At 51.4% G+C, this 20,413-nt stretch carries 22 protein-coding genes; 10 read left to right on the top strand and 12 right to left on the bottom strand.

Annotated elements, in window-relative coordinates:
- Window position 1: 1 nt before the first annotated feature.
- Both thrS and fumD read right to left on the bottom strand, forming a co-directional pair.
- Complete coding sequence (thrS, locus tag AB182_RS10245) at window positions 2-1,930, bottom strand: threonine--tRNA ligase (RefSeq protein ID WP_047369987.1); 1,929 nt, start codon at window positions 1,928-1,930, stop codon at window positions 2-4.
- Window positions 1,931-2,198: 268 nt separating this feature from the next.
- Complete coding sequence (gene fumD / locus AB182_RS10240; protein WP_047369986.1) at window positions 2,199-2,414, bottom strand: fumarate hydratase FumD; 216 nt, start codon at window positions 2,412-2,414, stop codon at window positions 2,199-2,201.
- A 110-nt stretch (window positions 2,415-2,524) separates the two neighbouring features.
- Between fumD and AB182_RS10235 the strand changes: the two genes are divergently transcribed.
- Window positions 2,525-2,770, top strand: a complete 246-nt coding sequence (locus AB182_RS10235; RefSeq protein ID WP_047369985.1) for a Pathogenicity locus — start codon at window positions 2,525-2,527, stop codon at window positions 2,768-2,770.
- A 27-nt stretch (window positions 2,771-2,797) separates the two neighbouring features.
- Here the strand turns inward: AB182_RS10235 and AB182_RS10230 are convergent, their stop codons facing one another.
- Window positions 2,798-3,556: a DUF481 domain-containing protein gene (locus AB182_RS10230; RefSeq protein WP_047369984.1), complete on the bottom strand. Its 759-nt coding sequence runs from the start codon at window positions 3,554-3,556 to the stop codon at window positions 2,798-2,800.
- Window positions 3,557-3,848: 292 nt separating this feature from the next.
- Between AB182_RS10230 and pfkB the strand changes: the two genes are divergently transcribed.
- The 3 genes from pfkB to AB182_RS10215 all read left to right on the top strand — a co-directional run bounded on the left by pfkB (window position 3,849) and on the right by AB182_RS10215 (window position 6,146).
- Complete coding sequence (pfkB, locus tag AB182_RS10225) at window positions 3,849-4,781, top strand: 6-phosphofructokinase II (RefSeq protein WP_047369983.1); 933 nt, start codon at window positions 3,849-3,851, stop codon at window positions 4,779-4,781.
- A 107-nt stretch (window positions 4,782-4,888) separates the two neighbouring features.
- Window positions 4,889-5,179 (top strand): type V toxin-antitoxin system endoribonuclease antitoxin GhoS, encoded by a 291-nt coding sequence (gene ghoS / locus AB182_RS10220; protein WP_047369982.1) that lies wholly within the window; start codon window positions 4,889-4,891, stop codon window positions 5,177-5,179.
- A 106-nt stretch (window positions 5,180-5,285) separates the two neighbouring features.
- Window positions 5,286-6,146: a fructosamine kinase family protein gene (locus AB182_RS10215; RefSeq protein WP_047369981.1), complete on the top strand. Its 861-nt coding sequence runs from the start codon at window positions 5,286-5,288 to the stop codon at window positions 6,144-6,146.
- Window positions 6,147-6,180: 34 nt separating this feature from the next.
- On the opposite strand, the gene AB182_RS10210 is transcribed toward AB182_RS10215, so the two are convergent.
- Entirely contained in the window at window positions 6,181-6,717 is a 537-nt protein-coding gene (locus AB182_RS10210) for a YniB family protein (RefSeq protein WP_047369980.1), read from the bottom strand.
- 145 nt (window positions 6,718-6,862) lie between these two features.
- Between AB182_RS10210 and hxpB the strand changes: the two genes are divergently transcribed.
- The 4 genes from hxpB (at window position 6,863) to AB182_RS10190 (ending at window position 10,637) form a co-directional block, all read left to right on the top strand.
- A complete protein-coding gene (hxpB, locus tag AB182_RS10205; RefSeq protein WP_047369979.1) occupies window positions 6,863-7,531 on the top strand; it encodes a hexitol phosphatase HxpB in 669 nt (222 codons plus the stop codon).
- Window positions 7,532-7,666: 135 nt separating this feature from the next.
- Window positions 7,667-8,428, top strand: a complete 762-nt coding sequence (kduD, locus tag AB182_RS10200) for a 2-dehydro-3-deoxy-D-gluconate 5-dehydrogenase KduD (RefSeq protein ID WP_047369978.1) — start codon at window positions 7,667-7,669, stop codon at window positions 8,426-8,428.
- Window positions 8,429-8,524: 96 nt separating this feature from the next.
- The gene (locus AB182_RS10195; RefSeq protein ID WP_047369977.1) at window positions 8,525-9,115 is read left to right on the top strand and encodes a metal-dependent hydrolase; all 591 of its coding nucleotides are present in this window, start codon (window positions 8,525-8,527) and stop codon (window positions 9,113-9,115) included.
- Window positions 9,116-9,245: 130 nt separating this feature from the next.
- A complete protein-coding gene (locus tag AB182_RS10190) occupies window positions 9,246-10,637 on the top strand; it encodes an L-cystine transporter (RefSeq protein WP_047369976.1) in 1,392 nt (463 codons plus the stop codon).
- Between the two features lie 54 nt (window positions 10,638-10,691).
- On the opposite strand, the gene cedA is transcribed toward AB182_RS10190, so the two are convergent.
- Window positions 10,692-10,931 (bottom strand): cell division activator CedA, encoded by a 240-nt coding sequence (gene cedA / locus AB182_RS10185; RefSeq protein WP_047369975.1) that lies wholly within the window; start codon window positions 10,929-10,931, stop codon window positions 10,692-10,694.
- A 225-nt stretch (window positions 10,932-11,156) separates the two neighbouring features.
- Between cedA and katE the strand changes: the two genes are divergently transcribed.
- Window positions 11,157-13,415: a catalase HPII gene (gene katE, locus AB182_RS10180; protein WP_047369974.1), complete on the top strand. Its 2,259-nt coding sequence runs from the start codon at window positions 11,157-11,159 to the stop codon at window positions 13,413-13,415.
- Between the two features lie 36 nt (window positions 13,416-13,451).
- On the opposite strand, the gene chbG is transcribed toward katE, so the two are convergent.
- The 7 genes from chbG to osmE form a co-directional block, all read right to left on the bottom strand.
- Window positions 13,452-14,210: a chitin disaccharide deacetylase gene (gene chbG, locus AB182_RS10175; RefSeq protein ID WP_047369973.1), complete on the bottom strand. Its 759-nt coding sequence runs from the start codon at window positions 14,208-14,210 to the stop codon at window positions 13,452-13,454.
- Window positions 14,211-14,217: 7 nt separating this feature from the next.
- Complete coding sequence (locus AB182_RS10170; RefSeq protein ID WP_047369972.1) at window positions 14,218-15,564, bottom strand: 6-phospho-beta-glucosidase; 1,347 nt, start codon at window positions 15,562-15,564, stop codon at window positions 14,218-14,220.
- A 100-nt stretch (window positions 15,565-15,664) separates the two neighbouring features.
- The gene (gene chbR / locus AB182_RS10165; protein ID WP_047369971.1) at window positions 15,665-16,501 is read right to left on the bottom strand and encodes a transcriptional regulator ChbR; all 837 of its coding nucleotides are present in this window, start codon (window positions 16,499-16,501) and stop codon (window positions 15,665-15,667) included.
- Window positions 16,502-16,521: 20 nt separating this feature from the next.
- Window positions 16,522-16,866, bottom strand: coding sequence for a PTS N,N'-diacetylchitobiose transporter subunit IIA (gene chbA / locus AB182_RS10160; protein WP_047369970.1), 345 nt, complete (start codon window positions 16,864-16,866; stop codon window positions 16,522-16,524).
- 51 nt (window positions 16,867-16,917) lie between these two features.
- Window positions 16,918-18,276: a PTS N,N'-diacetylchitobiose transporter subunit IIC gene (gene chbC / locus AB182_RS10155; protein ID WP_047369969.1), complete on the bottom strand. Its 1,359-nt coding sequence runs from the start codon at window positions 18,274-18,276 to the stop codon at window positions 16,918-16,920.
- Between the two features lie 79 nt (window positions 18,277-18,355).
- Complete coding sequence (locus AB182_RS10150; RefSeq protein ID WP_047369968.1) at window positions 18,356-18,673, bottom strand: PTS sugar transporter subunit IIB; 318 nt, start codon at window positions 18,671-18,673, stop codon at window positions 18,356-18,358.
- A 274-nt stretch (window positions 18,674-18,947) separates the two neighbouring features.
- On the bottom strand, window positions 18,948-19,289 hold the full coding sequence (gene osmE, locus AB182_RS10145; RefSeq protein WP_041851625.1) for an osmotically-inducible lipoprotein OsmE: 342 nt from the start codon (window positions 19,287-19,289) through the stop codon (window positions 18,948-18,950).
- 253 nt (window positions 19,290-19,542) lie between these two features.
- Here osmE and nadE point away from each other — a divergent pair, with 253 nt between their 5' ends.
- The gene (nadE, locus tag AB182_RS10140) at window positions 19,543-20,373 is read left to right on the top strand and encodes an ammonia-dependent NAD(+) synthetase (protein ID WP_047369967.1); all 831 of its coding nucleotides are present in this window, start codon (window positions 19,543-19,545) and stop codon (window positions 20,371-20,373) included.
- The last annotated feature ends 40 nt before the right edge of the window (window positions 20,374-20,413 follow it).

Below are 20,413 nucleotides of genomic sequence, written 5' to 3'. Positions count from 1 at the left end.
CTTATTCCTCCAGTTGTTGAAGACTGCGGCTGCGAATCTCTTGTTGCAGCTTCTCAATCACTTCACTTACGTCCAGGCTGCCCAGGTCTTTACCGCGGCGGGTGCGAACGGCAACTTTGCCTGCTTCCACCTCTTTATCACCACAGACCAACATATAAGGGACACGACGTAAAGTGTGCTCGCGGATTTTAAAGCCAATCTTCTCATTTCTCAAGTCTGCTTTTACGCGAATGCCCGCATTTTGTAGTTTCTGCGTCAATTCTTTAACGTAATCCGCCTGAGAATCGGTAATGTTCATCACCACGACCTGAACTGGCGCAAGCCAGGTTGGGAAGAAGCCAGCAAACTCTTCGGTCAGGATGCCGATGAAGCGCTCCAGAGAACCGAGAATTGCACGGTGAATCATTACCGGTACCTGACGCTCGTTGTCTTCGCCAACATAAGAGGCGCTTAAACGCGCAGGAAGAGAGAAGTCCAGCTGTACAGTACCGCACTGCCATGCGCGATCGAGGCAGTCATATAGGGTAAATTCAATTTTCGGACCGTAGAATGCGCCCTCGCCCAGCTGGTATTCGAACGGAATACCGTTCTCTTCCAGCGCCACGGCGAGATCCGCTTCTGCGCGATCCCAGGTCTCATCGCTACCGATACGTTTTTCCGGACGCGTTGAGAGTTTGACCACGATCTTCTCGAAGCCAAAGGTGCTGTACATATCATAGACCATACGAATACAGGCGTTAACTTCATCACGAACCTGATCTTCCGTACAGAAGATATGCGCATCATCTTGCGTAAAGCCACGAACACGCATCAGACCGTGCAGCGCACCTGATGGTTCGTTACGGTGGCAGCTACCGAACTCCGCCATACGCAGCGGCAGGTCGCGGTAGGATTTCAGACCCTGGTTGAAGATCTGAACGTGGCCCGGGCAGTTCATTGGTTTGATGCAGTATTCACGGTTCTCAGACGAGGTAGTAAACATCGCATCTTTGTAGTTGTCCCAGTGGCCGGTTTTTTCCCACAGCACACGGTCCATCATGAACGGACCTTTCACTTCCTGATACTGATACTCTTTCAGTTTCGAGCGGACAAAGGTTTCCAGTTCACGGAAGATAGTCCAGCCGTCGTTATGCCAGAATACCATGCCCGGCGCTTCTTCCTGCATGTGGTATAAGTCGAGCTGCTTACCGATTTTACGGTGGTCGCGTTTCGCCGCCTCTTCCAGGCGTTGCAGGTAGGCGTTCAGAGCCTTTTTATCAGCCCACGCGGTACCATAGATGCGCTGCAACATCTTGTTGTTGCTGTCGCCACGCCAGTAGGCGCCGGCGATTTTCATCAGTTTAAAGTGATGGCAGAAACGCATGTTCGGCACGTGCGGCCCACGGCACATGTCAATGTATTCTTCATGATGGTACAGGCCTGGCTTGTCATCATGAGCAATGTTTTCATCAAGAATAGAAACTTTGTAGCTCTCGCCGCGCTTGACGAAGGTTTCACGCGCTTCGTGCCAGCTGACTTTCTTCTTAATGACGTCATAGTTGGTTTCGGCGAGCTCGTGCATACGTTTTTCGAGCGCGTCGATATCTTCCTGGGTCAGGGTATGGTCAAGGTCGACATCGTAGTAGAAGCCGTTGTCAATAACCGGGCCAATTGCCATTTTGGTGTTCGGCCACAGTTGCTTGATAGCGTGACCCAACAGGTGCGCACAGGAGTGGCGGATGATTTCCAGACCGTCTTCGTCTTTGGCGGTGATGATAGCCAGGGTAGCGTCATTTTCAATCAGATCGGACGCATCAACCAGTTCACCGTTTACACGACCGGCAATCGTCGCTTTCGCAAGGCCCGGACCTATATCCAGAGCCACATCCATTGGGCTAACAGCGTGGTCGTAATGGCGTTGACTACCATCAGGAAGAGTAATTACAGGCATTTCATATCCTTAATTCGCAGTGGTGACCCACACGAAAGATCACATACGAAGTAAATATTTGTTTAGTCCAGATAAATTACGCCGCCATCTAACCAACAATCGCTAAATTGGCACGTAATCTGTTACGTCAATGAAAGCCATCATGGCTCACACTTTTCATTGCGTCAGAGAATGGTAACACTAAAAAATGTGGGAATGTACCTCTTGTTTGATATTGGTTCCTTTGACTATTTTCTGTGTCCTTCTGTTTGCTCACAAAAAAAGAATCTCACGAAGCCTCAAAACCAAGCGCACGGATAACTTCCGCCATGGCCTGTTTGGTTAATTCCGTACGCGGTACACGCTGATTCGCCAGCATCGTTCGCACCATCCCGGCGATTACCACATGTTTGGGCTCCTGGCCAAGGTCTCGCATCTCAAGTACGACTTTTCCGACAACCCGGCACATTTCTTCGTATAACTCGGCATCTTTTGTTTTACCCATTCACTCCCCCATGAGGTGATCACGACTTTCGGTAGTTGGTCATTTTTTTGTTATTCCTTAATAATACTGGATATCTACAGCAAGGCGATCATCACAATAAGGAAATGTCGATGCCATTTAGCGCACAAGAACGTACGGCCCTGCTCGCCTGTAACGGTGTCGGTCCGAAGGTGATTGAACGTCTGGAGCAAATGGGATTTAGCTCACTGCATCAACTCAGTGGCGCAGTCGTTGACGATATCCTCGCCCAGGGTGCGGCGCTCGTCGGGTCAACCTGCTGGAAAAACAGTCCGCAGGCAAAAGCCGCGATTAGCAATGCCATTGCGCTGGCAAAAACCGCATCTGTGGGGAAATAAAGGGCCGGAGAACCCGGCCCAGTGCGGTTACATCTTGTAGCCGAGGGAGACCGTGGTTCGACGATCGGTATGCTCTGGCGCCGAGGATGGCGGCTGAGAGTTCCAGGTCACGTTGTATGCCACTTTCAGACCAAAATGGTCATTAATAGCAACATTTAACGCAGTCTCAGAGTTCAGCGTCGTGTCATCTGAACCAAATACAGAGACACCCTGCGTGAATTTGGCGTTGTCGGTCATCTGCCAGGTATAAGTACCGGAAGTATAGCCCAGGCCTTGCGTTTTGGTATCCCCGTCAGTGTATTCGTCGTAACGAACACCGGGACCAAATTCAAAGCGGAAACTGTGCACCGGACCATTGAGGAACTGACGACCGTAACCAGCGGTCAGAACGTCACGCTCACGATAACCGTTGTAGCGATCGGTCAACCAACTCGCCTGGCCAAACAGGTAATCGTAATCCGTCATGTTGTAACGGCTACGTCCACCTGCGGAATATTTCTCTGAGGAACGCTCATCATTTGATGAGGTGTTGCTCGCGGTTCCCCATAAAGACCATGCGGTAGTTGAGCCATACCAGGTCAGGGTGGAGTCCGCAGTCAGAGAAGAACTGGTGGTATTGCCAGACTGGGCCAGGTAACCACCGTTAACGCTACCTTCAAACGGTTTCTTGGCGGTGGAAGGGTCATCCATAACAGTAAAAACGGTGTCATCTGCGGCAGCATTCAACGACGCAAGCACGCCTCCCGCGAGAACAATCAGCACGGGTACTGTCTTAAAAAGCTTCATTTATTAGGAGTCCGAACAACAAAAAAAGAGACCATAACGGTCCCGGAAACTTTCAGGTGGATCAACGACCGACGGTCCATTGAAAGGTAACAAATTATAAAAAGTGCCGTTAAACATAGCAATGAATTCTTATTTCATTTTTTGAATAAGACAGATCTCAAATAGACATTAAATGTCTAAAAGTTTCATCTCAACTTATCGGAAATTCATATTCCAAATCATCGTGTTATTTACATTGCCTTCTGCGTATCAGATGCCAGAATTAATACACTCACCGTAAAAGGAGATCATTATGGTATCGGTTTATACCCTGACGCTGGCCCCTTCCCTCGATAGCGCGACGCTTACGCCACACATTTACCCGGAAGGGAAACTCCGCTGTAGCGCGCCCGTCTTTGAACCCGGCGGCGGCGGGATTAACGTCGCACGCGCCATTGCCCATCTGGGTGGAAAAGCAACGGCGATTTTCCCGGCAGGTGGCGCAACAGGCGAACACTTAACGGCGCTGCTCGCCGATGAACATGTTCCCACGCAATGCGTCGAAACGCACGACTGGACCCGGCAAAACCTGCATGTCCACGTTGAGGCCAGCGGTGAGCAATACCGTTTTGTGATGCCTGGCGCCACCCTGACCGTTGATGAATTCCGCCGACTGGAAGAGAAAGTGCTCGCCATTGAGAGCGGCGCGATCCTTGTGATTAGCGGTAGCCTGCCGCCAGGTATTGACGTGACAAAACTGACGCAATTGATTAGGGCCGCCCAACAAAAAGGGATCCGCTGCATTGTCGACAGCTCGGGAGATGCCCTTTCCGCTGCGCTCGATATCGGCAATATCGAGCTGGTCAAACCGAACCAAAAAGAACTCAGCGCCCTGGCAGGCCGCGAATTGACGCAACCGGATGACGTGCAGAATGCGGCAAAAGAGATTGTTCGTCAGGGTAAAGCGCTGAGAGTCGTGGTTTCTCTCGGTCCACAGGGCGCGCTGGCGGTCGATGGCAACCAGTGTGTCCAGGTTGTGCCGCCACCGATGAAAAGCCAGAGCACCGTGGGCGCAGGCGATAGTATGGTCGGCGCGATGACGCTAAAACTTGCCGAAGGCGCGTCGCTTGAAGACATGGTCAAGTTCGGTGTTGCTGCCGGGAGTGCTGCAACCATCAATCAGGGGACAAAATTGTGTTCCCGCGCCGACACACAAAAAATCTACGATTACCTGCGTAATCTCTGAAAATGCGCCCTCGCCTTACCGCGGGGGCATCACCTCGACTGGCGGCAGTCGACAAATCCCCTTCGCCGACTATGCTAAAAAAATTCAGGATAACAACGAGGTGAATTATGAGCAGCGACGGTATTACCCGCTACGTGGTCACCGTGAAATTTCACGAGCAGAGCCTGGCTGAAATCAATGAACTGAATAACCAATTTACGCGCGCCGGATTTCTGCTGACGCTCACAGACGAAGAAGGCAAAGTCCATGACCTTGGGACAAATACCTTCGGCCTTATCAGCCCACTGAGCGAACAAGAGGTCAGTGAGCTGGCCAGTGGTCTTGCAGATAGCGTCGTGAGCGCGAAGCCTGACATCAGTGTTGCAACCTGGGAAGCATGGCAAAAACAGACACAATAAGTGCAATTGCCCGTCCCAGGATGCGCAGGTGTGCGTTGGTTCGTATTTTTCCAGGGTATTAGTGCGCTAACCTTATGATCTGGCTGATAACATGGGGGGACATATCATGTGGCAAGCAATTAGTCGTCTGTTAAGCGAACAACTCGGTGATGGTGAGATCGAACAGCGTGACGAGTTGCCAGGTGGAGAAATCCATGCTGCATGGCACCTGCGTTATGGCGGTCAGGATCTGTTTGTAAAATGCGATGAACGGGAATTACTGCCCATTTTCACCGCAGAAGCTGACCAGCTTGAACTGCTCTCCCGCAGTAATACGGTACGCGTACCCAAAGTCCTGGCTGTCGGCAGTGACCGCGACTACAGCTTCCTGGTCATGGAATATCTCCCGGCCCGTCCTCTCGATGCCCACAGCGCTTTTTTACTCGGCCAGCAACTGGCACGGCTGCATGAGTGGAGCGATCAACCGCAGTTCGGTCTTGATTTTGATAACGATTTGTCGACAACACCGCAACCCAATGCCTGGCAACGTCGCTGGTCAACTTTCTTTGCCGAGCAACGTATCGGCTGGCAGCTGGAGCTGGCGGCAGAAAAAGGGCTGGAGTTTGGTAATATCGACGCCATAGTCGAACATGTTCAGCAGCGCCTTGCTTCGCACCAGCCTCAGGCATCCCTGCTCCATGGCGATCTGTGGTCAGCAAACTGCGCGCTTGGTCCGGACGGCCCGTTTATTTACGATCCGGCGTGTTACTGGGGAGACAGAGAATGTGATCTGGCGATGCTCCCGCTACATCCGGATCAGCCACCGCAAATTTATGATGGCTACCAGTCCGTATCCCCCTTACCCGGTGATTTCCTCGACCGTCAGCCCGTGTATCAGCTTTACACACTCTTTAACCGGGCGATTCTGTTCGGTGGGCAGCATCTGGTAACGGCGCAAAAAGCGCTGGAGCGGGTACTTGCCGCCTGATGGAACGATAAGGCCACCCAGAGGTGGCCTTAGTTCAAAGGAAGCCGAGCAGAGAGAAAAAGAAGTAACCTGCGACGATACAAATAACAGGCAGGACATAGAGCGGGAAAATCTGCAGGAAGATGGTGTGATGCGGCACGACAATACGCGCTTCAATCTCTTCGCGTGATAGCCCCTCGGCACCTTTTGCTTTTTCCAGAATCAATTGATCCTCAAGGTTTTCACGCAGAAAACGTGTCTGACGACTCATCCTTGCCCCGGAGGCCTGCAGCGCCAGCCCTACAAAAATCAGCACGAAAATAATCCAGAAACCGATATTAAGCTGATGGTGGAAATCCGGCGTGGGAGAGTTGTACCAGAAAAAATTGAGGAATGGCGTGTTAAACCGCATCATCTCAATCATCACATGGGCGAAATCCAGCATAACGGCGTTGATGCCTGGCTGCTTTTCACTGTGGTCGTACATAAACTTAAGTACTGAAATAATTGTTGAAATCACCGATGGGATAAAGATAACCCACCCCAGGACGCGTTTTAGGATGGCAATGCGTCCAGCTTGTTGATACGTCATGGATTCCCCTTGTGCGACGTTCCGTTTTCCGCCTAAGTCTACCCTCTCATATTCATTTTCGCCCGATCTTTAAAGACGGTATGATGGGCTTCTGACCATAAAAAGTGTTTCTCCCTGTGTTCTGATGCAAAAAAGAGAGGTGTGAATGTCTGCCCCGCGACAAATACTCGCTGCCATTTTCGATATGGATGGATTAATTATGGACTCAGAGCCACTCTGGGATCGTGCTGAACTGGAAGTCATGGCAAGCCTGGGGGTTGATATTACCCGCCGCGATGAGCTACCGGATACCCTTGGCCTGCGCATTGATGTGGTTGTTGGTCTGTGGTTCGCACAGCAGCCCTGGAGCGGTCCGGACTGTGATGAGGTAACCCATCGCATCATCAGTCGTGCTATTACTTTGGTGGAAGAGACGCGTCCACTGCTGCCAGGCGCGCGCGAAGCGATTGCCTTGTGCAACGCCAGCGGCCTGAAAGTGGGCCTGGCCTCGGCATCGCCGCTGCATATGCTGGAAAAAACGCTCACGCTGTTTGGCCTGCGCGATAATTTTGATGCGCTGGCGTCGGCAGAAAAACTGCCGTACAGCAAACCCCATCCGCAGGTTTATCTGGACTGCGCCGCAAAGCTTGGTGTTGACCCGCTCGCCTGCGTGGCGCTGGAAGATTCCGTCAATGGAATGATCGCCAGTAAAGCCGCCCGGATGCGTTCTATTGTCGTACCAGCCGAAGAGAACCGTGATGATCCACGCTATGCGCTGGCTGATGTGAAGTTATCCAGCCTTGAAGCGCTCACCCTGACGCATCTTTGCGGCTAAGCCTCGTCACCAGAGATAGTCTGTACTGTCTCTGGTTTTATTTTTAAAACATCGTTTCAATTTATTTGTAATTCTCCCTTTCTGCCCCTATTCTCATCTCAGGCAATATGACAATAACCAGGACCAGGGGGAATTATGATTCTTGATGCCTTTTCGCTTGCAAATAAAGTCGCTATTGTCACCGGTTGCGATACCGGGCTGGGACAAGGAATGGCGCTGGGGCTTGCCGAAGCTGGTTGCCATATTGTCGGCGTTGGCCGTAAAAGACCACAAGAGACCGCCGAACAAGTCACTGCGATGGGCCGTAAGTTCCTTGCTATCCAGGCCGACCTCGGCAATCAAGACTGTATTAATGACATCGTCAGCAAGACCGTCTCGCAGTTGGGTCGCATTGATATTCTGCTCAATAACGCCGGGACCATCCGCCGCTGCGATGCACTCGAATTTAGCGAGAAAGACTGGGACGATGTGATGAACCTCAACGTCAAAACGGTCTTCTTTCTCTCCCAGGCCGTCGCCCGTCAGTTTATTGCCCAGGGCGACGGCGGGAAAATCATTAATATTGCTTCTATGCTCTCGTTCCAGGGCGGAATCCGCGTGCCGTCGTATACGGCGTCCAAAAGTGGGGTTCTCGGATTGACCCGCCTGCTGGCCAATGAATGGGCATCGCACAATATAAATGTTAATGCTATTGCTCCTGGTTATATGGCTACCAATAACACCCAGGCACTACGGGATGACGCAGAGCGTAACCAGGAGATTGTTGATCGTATTCCGGCAGGACGCTGGGGAAATCCGGATGATCTCAAAGGCCCGGCGGTCTTTCTGGCCTCTGCGGCCTCTGACTATATTAATGGTTATACCCTCGCCGTGGACGGTGGGTGGCTGGCGCGTTAAATGTCATTCTTGTGACAAAGAGTTACACCGTCACCTCTTCCGCCTACTGTATAAAAACCCTATACTGTATGCATCGACAGTTTAGCGAGTTTTATCATGACGGCGGAAGGACACCTGCTTTTTTCCATTGCCTGTGCGGTGTTTGCCAAAAATGCCGAATTGACGCCTGTGCTGGCACACGGGGATTGGTGGCATATTGTTCCGTCAGCCATTCTGACCTGTCTTCTACCCGATATTGACCACCCGAAGTCGTTTCTTGGGCAGCGGCTAAAGTGGGTTTCAAAACCCGTGGCCCGCATGTTCGGTCACCGGGGATTTACCCATAGTCTTCTGGCTGTATTTATTGGTTTAACCCTGTTCTATCTCAAAGTGCCCGACAGCTGGATTATCCCGGCAGATGCACTGCAGGGGATGGTTCTGGGTTATTTGAGCCATATTCTTGCCGATATGATAACCCCTGCGGGCGTCCCGCTTCTGTGGCCCTGTCGCTGGCGATTTCGTCTGCCATTACTCTCACCGCAGCGCGGTAATCAACTGGAACGTGTGTTATGCATGGCGCTGTTTACCTGGGCGCTGTGGATGCCGCAGACATTGCCCGATAACAGTGCAGTGCGTTGGTCATCGCAGATGATTAATTTGCTGCAAAACCAGTTCAATCGCTTTATTCATCACCAGACTGACCATTAAATCGGCACTTTCTGCCCTTACGGCATAATACATTCCATTTGGATATAAGACTTGCGAACCTCTTCTGCTAACCTTCCGCCATTGGCTGACCTTTGGATGCCGGCCTTATAATGAGATCAGGAGAACGGGGATGAACTTTCCTTTAATCGCAAACGTTGTGGTGTTCGTCGCACTGCTGCTGTTGCTGGCGCAAACGCGTCACAAACAGTGGAGTCTGGCAAAAAAAGTACTGGCCGGTTTAGGGCTGGGCGTGGTGTTTGGCCTGGCGTTGCAGGCTATCTACGGCTCGGATAATCCGATACTGAAGAATTCTATTCAGTGGTTTAACGTGGTCGGTAACGGCTACGTGCAGCTGCTGCAAATGATTGTTATGCCGCTGGTTTTTGCTTCTATTCTGAGTGCCGTTGCACGCCTGCACAACGCCTCTCAGTTGGGGAAAATTAGTTTTTTAACCATCGGCACCCTGCTGTTTACAACCATGATTTCAGCGCTGGTTGGCGTCATGATGACCAACCTCTTCGGTCTAACCGCCGAGGGGCTGGTTCAGGGTTCCGCCGAAACGGCGCGTCTGACGGCGATTCAGACCAACTACGTGGGCAAAGTGGCCGATCTGAGCGTACCGCAGCTACTGTTGTCGTTTGTACCGAAGAACCCCTTTGCCGATCTGACGGGTGCAAACCCAACCTCCATTATCAGCGTCGTGATTTTCGCCGCGTTCCTGGGTGTCGCCGCCCTGAAACTGCTCAAAGATGATGCGCCGAAAGGCGAACGTGTTCTCATCGCCATTGATACGCTGCAAAGCTGGGTGATGAAACTGGTGCGTCTGGTGATGCAACTGACGCCGTACGGCGTACTGGCGCTGATGACAAAAGTGGTAGCCGGTTCTAACATTCAGGACATTATTAAACTCGGCAGTTTTGTTATCGCCTCTTATATTGGTCTTGGCATTATGTTTGTGGTGCATGGCCTGCTGCTGGGTGTCAATGGCATCAGCCCGCTGAAATACTTCCGCAAAGTATGGCCTGTACTGACCTTCGCCTTCACCAGCCGTTCCAGCGCCGCGTCTATTCCGCTAAATGTGGAAGCGCAGACTCGTCGCCTGGGCGTACCTGAGTCTATCGCCAGCTTCTCCGCCTCGTTCGGCGCAACCATCGGTCAGAACGGCTGTGCAGGCCTCTACCCGGCAATGCTGGCGGTCATGGTTGCCCCGACAGTCGGCATCAACCCGCTGGATCCGATGTGGATTGCGACCCTGGTCGGTATCGTGACGGTCAGTTCCGCAGGCGTTGCGGGTGTAGGCGGCGGTGCGACCTTCGCCGCACTGATTGTGCTGCCTGCGATGGGTTTACCGGTCACGCTGGTTGCACTGCTGATTTCGGTGGAACCGCTGATCGACATGGGGCGTACCGCGCTTAATGTCAGCGGCTCAATGACCGCAGGTACACTGACCAGCCAGTGGCTTAAGCAGACGGACAAAACCATCCTGAACAGTGAAGAGGACGCCGAACTGGCACATCGCTAATTTCGCGTCATCAGAAACGAAAACCGCCTGACACATCATTGCAGGCGGTTTTTTTTATTCGTCGATTTCGCCTTCCTGGCGAATCTGCGTTGCCCAGCGCTGAGCGGCTTCAGGCACGCTAAAAACAGGTGAACGCGTAAAACGCTCGCCCTGCAACACGAAGGCCACATATTTTCCGCGCAATAACCAGACGTCACGAAACCCGTCAACCTTCACAGCATGTTCAGGAGGTGCAGGCTCGATACGGGGTACATAGCTGATAACACGACGGTTTTGATGGCGCAAAGGTTTCATAAGCGAAGAGTTCACAAAAACGAATTCCACTAACACGAAAGTCCTATCATAGCCGATCGTCACCCCGCGCGTCGCCTCCGGACTGATTTTCTGCGGTTTTTTGCCGTCTTATCTGCCCTCCCGTCGCCGTTGCGCCTGAGCATCGCCCTGAGTTGTTCTATAGTTAGAAGGGTTTTGCCAAAGCAACGACAATTTTTCAGCAATGAAAACAGGAGAACATGCTCAATGTCGGATAAAGAACAAAACCCTAAAAATCATCAATCACCGGTGCATGATGCAAGTGAGTCAAAACCCGGTCTGGATTCGCTGGCGCCGGCGGACGGTTCCCATCGCCCTTCCCCACATCTCTCCGCGCCCGGCGAGCAACCCACCGCGCCAGGCAGTTTAAAGGCCCCTAACACTGCCAATGAGAAACTCACCGCGCTGGAAGCCTTTCGTAAGGGCAGTGAAAATTTTCCACTGACGACGAATCAGGGCGTACGCATCGCTGATGATCAGAACTCACTGCGGGCAGGCACGCGGGGACCGACGCTGCTGGAAGACTTCATCCTGCGTGAAAAGATCACCCATTTCGACCATGAGCGCATTCCTGAGCGCATCGTCCACGCACGGGGTTCTGCCGCCCATGGTTATTTCCAGCCTTACGAAAGTTTATCGGCGATCACTAAAGCAGATTTTCTCTCTGACCCGGAGAAAATCACTCCGGTATTTGTACGCTTTTCCACAGTTCAGGGGGGAGCAGGCTCCGCCGATACCGTGCGTGATATTCGTGGATTTGCCACCAAGTTTTACACCGAAGAGGGGATCTTCGATTTGGTGGGCAACAACACGCCCGTCTTTTTTATTCAGGACGCGCATAAATTCCCGGATTTTGTTCATGCAGTAAAACCAGAGCCCCACTGGGCAATTCCCCAGGGGCAGAGCGCTCATGACACCTTCTGGGATTATGTCTCTCTGCAGCCAGAGACATTGCATAATGTCATGTGGGCGATGTCTGACCGAGGGATCCCTCGCAGCTATCGCACCATGGAAGGTTTCGGTATTCATACTTTTCGTATGATCAATGCCGAAGGCAAGGCCACGTTTGTGCGTTTTCACTGGAAACCGCTGGCGGGTAAAGCCTCTCTGGTGTGGGATGAGTCGCAGAAATTGACCGGACGTGACCCAGATTTTCATCGCCGCGATCTGTGGGAAGCGATTGAAGCGGGTGATTACCCGGAATATGAACTCGGATTACAGCTCATTCCAGAAGAAGACGAATTTAAGTTTGATTTTGATCTCCTCGACCCAACGAAACTGATCCCGGAAGAGCTGGTGCCGGTGAAACGGGTGGGCAAAATGGTGCTCAACCGTAATCCGGATAATTTCTTTGCCGAAAACGAGCAGGCAGCGTTCCATCCCGGCCATATTGTTCCAGGCCTCGATTTCTCTAACGATCCCCTGCTGCAGGGACGTCTGTTTTCCTATACGGATACGCAAATTAGCCGCCTTGGTGGACCAAACTTTCATGAGATCCCGATAAACCGTCCTGGCTGCCCGTACCATAATTTCCAGCGCGACGGCATGCATCGGATGGATATCGACACCAACCCGGCAAATTACGAACCCAATTCGATTAATGATAACTGGCCGCGCGAGACGCCGCCTGGTCCCAAGCGGGGCGGATTTGAGTCGTACCAGGAACGGGTCGAAGGCGGTAAAATTCGCGAACGTAGCCCCTCATTTGCAGAATATTATGCGCATCCTCGCCTGTTCTGGTTAAGCCAGACGCCATTCGAACAGCAGCATATTATTGATGCTTTCAGCTTCGAGCTGAGTAAAGTCGTGCGAGAATACATTCGTGAACGGGTGGTTGATCAACTGGCGCATATTGACGTGCATCTGGCCAATGCCGTCGCCGGGAATCTCGGCATTACGTTAAGTGAAGAACAACGTAACGTCGCGCCGCCGAAAGACGTTAACGGTCTGAAAAAAGATCCCTCGCTTAGCCTCTATGCCATCCCGGAGGGTTCCATTAAAGGTCGTATCGTTGCCGTGTTGCTGAATGATAAAACGCGTGCCAGCGATGTGCTCACTATCCTGCAACGTCTTAAGGCAGAAGGCGTGCACGCAAAACTGCTCTATTCCCGAATGGGCAATGTGGTTGCCGATGATGGTTCAGTATTACCTGTCGCAGGAACCTTTGCGGGCGCACCGTCGCTGACCGTTGATGGTGTCATTGTGCCAGGCGGCGATCTCAGCCAGCTCGTGAATAATGGCGATGCGCTTTACTATCTTCTGGAAGCCTACAAACATTTAAAACCCATTACGCTGCTGGGCGATGCCCGACAATTCAGCACCGTTTTACAGGTTGGTACGCAGGGTGAAGAAGGTGTGGTACAGGCCGACGATGCCGCGGGTAGCAGCATGGACGATTTTCTCGGATTGTTGCGTGCGCACCGTATCTGGTCACGCATGAGTAAAATCGCCAGTATTCCTGCCTGATAAACGCGCACCACGGCCTTCGCCGCGGTGCGTTACTTACAGATCCCGAAAGGTAGCCAGCCTGAAGGCTCGTTCTGCAATCGCCTCTTTCAGCGATGGCTGCGTCAGGACATCCAGTTCGTCTAAGCGTGGATAACAGTATTTGCTGGTCATCAGCGCCTTATCGACAAAAGCCGGATGGCTCATGATTTCCAGCGAACTGTCACCACGCTGCAAGGCAGCATCGAGAATGGACACAAATAGCGAGGGTGATATCTCATCGCCATAAAAGGCGCTGGAAAAACCGCTTGTGCTGCGTACCTCATTGGTCTCAATTCCCTGGCGCCGCGCGTCATCACGATCGACACGCAACGGGATGCCTTTTTCGTGTGCAAACGCCGCGACCAGCGGGAAAATGGCGCCAATCATATGCACATGATGATGACTGTCGATATGTGACGGTGGCTCGCCAAACAGCGTAATAAAGCGCGCATACTGGCAGGCCAGTTCATCGGCAATCTCCTCCAGCGGCAACGCATCTTGCGCAGCCAAATCCCAGATCCCTTTCCCCAGTAGCCCTTCTCGCGTCAGAAATGGCGTATTTCCTACGGGTTTTCCCAGCGTCAGAGTGAAATGTAACCCCACCGCCAGCGCCGGGATCTGAGCGCGCAGAGCAACGGCATGGTCGACAGCGGCGCCGTTCACCAGCGCAGTCGTTGAGGTGACGACACCGTTGCGACAGGCTTCGACAATGCCATAGTTCTGCCCACGGCTTAAGCCAAAGTCATCCGCATTGACGATTAAGAGTCTTTGCATAACTCCCTCACTGTTCGAAGGATGCTATTGCCGGAGCAAAACGCGGTAGCCATTGCTGATTGGCCAGCAGCATATCGCGGGCCAGTTTTTCCGCATCTTTATCTGAGTGAATCAATGGATTAAGATTGAGCGCCAGTAAAATATCATTCAATTCACCGCTCAGTGCCGCTTTGCTTGCAGCAATCTCAAAGCCCTTAATGGTATAAATCAGCCCAAGAACCTTGTCGTCAAAGTGTCTTATGCGTGGATGCGGCGTTGGTCCATCGCGCCCCAACAGGCAGGTCATTTCTACCGCCCACTCCGCAGGAATATTTTCCACGCTCCCCCGGTGCGGCACATTCACATAATGTTCCGTCTGCTTATCATTAAAAATCGCGTTGATCACTTCACAAGCGGCATCGGAATAATACGCCCCACCACGCATCTCCAGCGCTTTCGGTTTCACATTGAGGGTTGGATCTTTGTACATTTCAAAGAGATTTTTTTCCACCTCCTGAACAACCTGAGCACGCGTCCCTCCTTTGTAATATTCCCCCATTTCGATGCCCAGCATCTCTTTGGATTTGAAATAATATTGCAGATAGGAGCATGGCAGCAGGTTGAGCGAACGCAGCAGTCCCTCGGAGAACGGTAGGTCAAAAATATTCTTCACCGATGATTTCGCCAGCCGTCCGGAAGCAACCCCCTCCATTAACTCGGCAAAACGCGACTCGCCATTCACCAGCACATCTTTAATAAAGACCAGATGGTTGAGACCAAATAAATCGAGCGATAGCGTGTCAGTGGTAGCGAGTTGCAGAACATCACGGACAAACATTTTCATGCCGACGGGGACATTACATACGCCAATAAAGCGACGGAAGTTGGTATGGCGGTAAACCGCCTCTGTCACCATACCGGCCGGATTAGTGAAATTGATCACCCATGCCTGCGGGCACAGTTCTTCCACATCGCGAAGAATATCGAAAATCACCGGGATAGTGCGTAACCCTTTGAACAAGCCACCGGCGCCATTGGTCTCCTGACCAAGGTAACCGTGACTTAATGGAATGCGCTCATCAAGCTCCCGTGCTTTGAGCTGGCCGATACGAAATTGTGTAGTGACAAAATCCGCATCGCGCAACGCTTCACGTCGATCAAGGGTTTTAAATATCTTTAAGGGTACCCCCGCTTTGTCAACCATGCGGCAGCAAAGATCATAAATGATATCCAGCTTATGTTTCCCCTCCTCCACATCTACCAGCCATAATTCACTGACGGGTAATTCATGGTAGCGAAGAATAAATCCTTCCAGTAATTCCGGGGTATAACTGCTGCCGCCGCCAATGGTGACAATTTTCAGTTTGGTCGTCATATCTTCTCCCTCTGGCCTGATGTTAAGACAAGCCGTGTCATTACCGCAGTGCGATAATTATAGAATGATGATGTTTGTTAGCGGGGCATTACCCCGCAAATCAGGAAATATTGGTCAGTTGTTTACGGTAACTACCCGGTGTAAATGAAGTCAATCTTTTAAAAGTTTTAATAAACAAGCTGGGGCTGCTGTACCCTGCCTCCCATGCAATATCATTAATAGAGAAATTCGAAATTTCGAGTTGTTTGCGGGCAAAATTAATCCGAATTTCATTAATAATTTGCAGCGGTGTTTTATGATAATAACGCTGCGTCGCCCTGGTTAAATATTCCTGAGATTTCCCCGACAGGGCGACCATATTTTCCAGCGCGTGCTCACCAAAACGGTGTTTGTCGTGCATACCCTCTACTGTCATTTTTAACCATTGAGGAATGCAATCCTCCTCCTGCTGCTCACGATAATGACGCAGGCGATTGATAACATGGAAGGTCACATTTTCAATAAACTCATCAAGTTCGCTATCACGAAAATTGAGCGACGCAATGACCGATTCGATGTATGCCAGAAACGTGGCCTTGATGCGATAACTCTGCGAGGCAACGAAACAAAACGGCACAAGTGAAAGATAATGGGTTTCAAAAAATTGTTTGCTGATCCCGACATTAAGAATTCGCGTCACGCCAAACTCATAAAAGCTCTGGTGGGTCGAACCGACGGGTATAAAGACAAAATCGCCTCGCTCCAGCAACACCCGTTTCCCGTTGATTACCTGATAGTAACGCCCGGTCAGAACAAGCGTAAATTCATAGTAATCATGCTGATGCAGCCCGCTGATACTCTCAACTTTGTTGTAGATAAACACGTGAAAAGGGCGGCCATTAAAAAGCTGCTGCTCTCTGACTATTCTCGCGTCCGTCGCGTTTACCTCTGGCTGCATCGTGGGTTTCTCCTTTATCGTCACATTTTCTCGTGCAGTTCAATCAACTCGGTAATGAGCTCACGCGCCAGCATGGCTGTCATCAGGTGATCCTGTGCGTGAACCAGCACCAGACTCACCTTTATCTTACCCTGCCCCTCATAGCTTTCAATGAGCTGTGTCTGTACGCGGTGCGCTTCATGCAGGGCAGCATGGGATTGCTCCATCAGCGTTTTTGCCGTCTCAAAATCACCGAGTTTGGCTTGTTTTAACGCATTGTACGCCAGGCTTCGCGCCTGACCCGCGTTGATAATGAGCCCCATGACGACCTCTTCCAGGGTGTCGGCGGCGGCGTCGGTTTCCGGCAGGTTATCTAAATCCAGCATGATGACTCCTCGTCTGTTGCCGCGGCGGTACACCGGCCGCGGCTATTTTCCTTAAAATTTCAGCGCTTCAGCGATATCTTCCTCGCTCTCTTCGGCTTCGATAGTGTTTTGTGCTTTATTCGATATCACGACGAACGGCAGATAGAGCAGCGTCGCCACGCCGAGGTTGAAAAGCGCCAGTAACAGGGCTGCGATACTGCCGTTGGTATTAAAGAATGCCCCCAGCCCTGTGGGCATAGTCCAGGGTGCGATATTGGTGACAGGTGGAATGATCCCCATGTAGTAGGCCGTCATGGTGATTGCTGCCAGTAAAGGTTGCACCAGAATAAACGGAATGAACATCACCGGGTTCATGATAATCGGCAGGCCGAACATCACGGGTTCGTTAATCTGGAAAATGCCGGAAGGCAACGCCAGCTTCGCCACCTGACGGTGATCGGCACGACGAGACGCAATAAAGATGGCAATAATTAACCCCAGTGTCGCCCCGGTACCGCCCAGGAAGATGTAGGAATCAAGAACCGGTTTCGCCCATGCATGGAAGGTTTTACCCGCTGCCAGCGCCGCATCAACGGAGCCGTACTCGGTATAAAGCGCCACGTTCTCCAGCGCCCACGGCGTCATAATTCCGCTGTCCAGCGCGGCCAGAGCCAGAGAGCCATGGACGCCAAAGAACCACAGCAGCGAGGTAAATATGACATACGCCCAGCCGACTACCCCGCCCATTGCCGCCAGCGGCTTAGAGATGGAATCCATAATGATCTGATGAAAGGTTGTTCCGGCGCCGGCCAGTCCCCAGGCGATAATCCCCATGATGGAGAGGATCACAAAACCCGGAATCAGTGCCGAAAAGGAACGCGAAACCGAGGCAGGCACGCTATCGGGCAATTTGATTACCCAGTTACGCCGAACAACAAACGTGAACATTTCCGCGACCACAAGCCCAATCAACATACCGGAAATAATGTTCGAACCGCCGAGCCAGTTGGCATCGACCGCATAAGCCTCCCCCACGCTATACGGGGTTACCGTCATAAACGCCGCCACGGACAATAATCCCGCCGCGAGGGGATCAACTTTGCGTTCCTCCGCCAGCGCCATACCAATAAAAAAAGGCGCCATCAGCGACATAATGCCCAACGTACCGTTATAGACATTACCGCCGATGGCTTTAAGGCCATTCAGGGAATCAATTGTTGACGCATCCAGTCGAATGCCAAGGGAGTAGAAAAAAGATCCTTCGCCAAAACTCAAAAAGACGTTATTTATTAAAACAAACATGGCCCCAGCGAGCGTTAATGGCATTAACTTAATAAATCCATTTTTAATCGCGTTGACATGCGGTTGCTTGCCTATTTTCACTGCGAACGGTAGCAGCATCTTTTCCAGATAATTGATCGCTTTACTCATACAAATAAGCCCCTAAGTGCCGTAACGTTAATTGCGGCATGAATGTGTGAAATTACTCTTTGACGGGAAAAATAAAAAATTAAAGCGCTGCTTTTTTAATGGCAGCAATGGCACTTTTAAGAACAGCTAAACCATCGATTTTGCCATAGAGCAATGAATCAATAACTTCTACTGGCTTATCGGGTAAAATACGCTGGATTTCTGGCAGCATATAGGCAATTTGCGGACCTAACAGAACAACATCAGCCTGTGGACCTTTCTCTGCTGCCAGCGTTTCCGGAAAGGCATCAATTATCACTGGCACATTATACTTTTCCGCCTGCGCACGCATTTTCGACACCAGCAACGAGGTAGACATGCCCGCTGAGCAGAACAAATAGATGACTTTCTTATCCATAAAACCTCCCTTGAGCGGCGTTTATCATCGCAGGAGTGCGTGATTACGTCGTATGGCGAGACGCCGTGTTATCTGTTTTTGATGTTGTATTGAGTATACGTTGGTGCGTTACAAGGGGATAATTCACGACAAACCAAAATTGTCTCTCATTGACCAGGTATCATGACTCTCTTCACATTCCGCTCAAATAATTCGCTTCGTTAAAAAAGATCCTGACGTAAAAAAACCGGCCCTCAGGCCGGTTGAGTTCTGCTCAGGCAAAGAGATTTAAAGGTTACTGCTTAGGCGCTTGCGGGTCGGTGTCATACTCAGCACAGGTCTGGTAGCCTGAGTTCATCACGTGACCCGTTTCATCCAGCGCGACGAAATAGGTTTCAGTTTTACCATTACGTTGACCCAGAATATAGGTCTGGCACGTACCACGCGCGTGGATCATGGTCACTTCGGAAGAAGGACGACCGGCAACCTGCATAACCTGCTGGCGCGTCATCCCTTTTTTCACATCTTTGACCACTGGCTGGCTCACCTGATCTTTAGCGCGATCATAAGCCGTACACCCTGCCAGCATAGTCAGTACCGCCGCTGCACCCAGAATTCCTGCGATGTTCTTGTTCATATTCCATCCTCTTGTTTATCCGCTTGTGTATCAGCGTGTTATCTAAGCCTGGAATATAAAATTGCATTTTTCAACTATACAGAATGACTGGCATAACTTTCGGAAAATTCTAATAAAACTACGCATGCCTGCAAAAACGGCGTATTTTACGACACTCAAATGCGTGATCCTTGTCGTTTTACCGTCAAAGGGTTAATTTGGCTTCATCACCTATTTGCTACCTGCATAGCAGGCCACATGACGGAGGGGTTAAATGACTCTGCAACAAGAAATTATTCAGGCGCTGGGCGTCAAGCCGACTATCAATGCCGAAGAAGAAATTCGCCGTAGCGTAGATTTTCTTAAATCCTATCTGCAAACCTATCCTTTTTTACGCTCGCTGATTCTGGGGATAAGCGGTGGCCAGGATTCAACCCTGGCCGGTAAGCTTTGCCAGACCGCCATCTCCGAGCTGCGCCAGGAAAGCGGGGATACCAGTTACCAGTTTATCGCGGTACGTTTGCCCTACGGCGTACAGGCAGACGAAAAGGATTGCCAGGATGCCATTGAGTTTATTAAACCGGATCGTGTGCTGACCGTTAATATCAAGGGAGCCGTGCTGGCCAGTGAACAGGCGCTGCGCGAAGCAGGAATCGAGCTGAGCGACTTTATACGTGGCAATGAAAAGGCCCGTGAGCGTATGAAAGCCCAGTACAGCATCGCCGGGATGACGAAAGGCGTGGTGGTAGGTACTGACCATGCGGCAGAAGCCGTGACGGGCTTCTTCACCAAATACGGTGATGGCGGTACCGATATCAACCCGATTTTCCGCCTCAACAAGCGCCAGGGTAAACAGCTACTGGCTTCCCTGGGTTGCCCGGAGCACTTGTACAAGAAAGCGCCCACCGCTGATCTGGAAGACGATCGACCTTCTCTGCCCGATGAGGCGGCACTTGGCGTGACCTACGAAAACATTGATGATTATCTGGAAGGAAAAACGCTGGATGCCGGTACCGCGCAGATTATCGAAGGCTGGTATCTGAAGACGGAGCATAAACGTCGTCCGCCGATTACCGTTTTCGACGATTTCTGGAAAAAGCAATAAATCCCAGGGGCGGCGCAAGCCGCCTCTTTTTTCACCCGCC

It is taken from the genome of Phytobacter ursingii, from assembly GCF_001022135.1.
Taxonomy (GTDB): Bacteria; Pseudomonadota; Gammaproteobacteria; order Enterobacterales; family Enterobacteriaceae; genus Phytobacter; species Phytobacter ursingii.
Note: the sequence above shows the minus strand (reverse complement) of the source record. Positions and strands in the feature narration are given on the sequence as shown.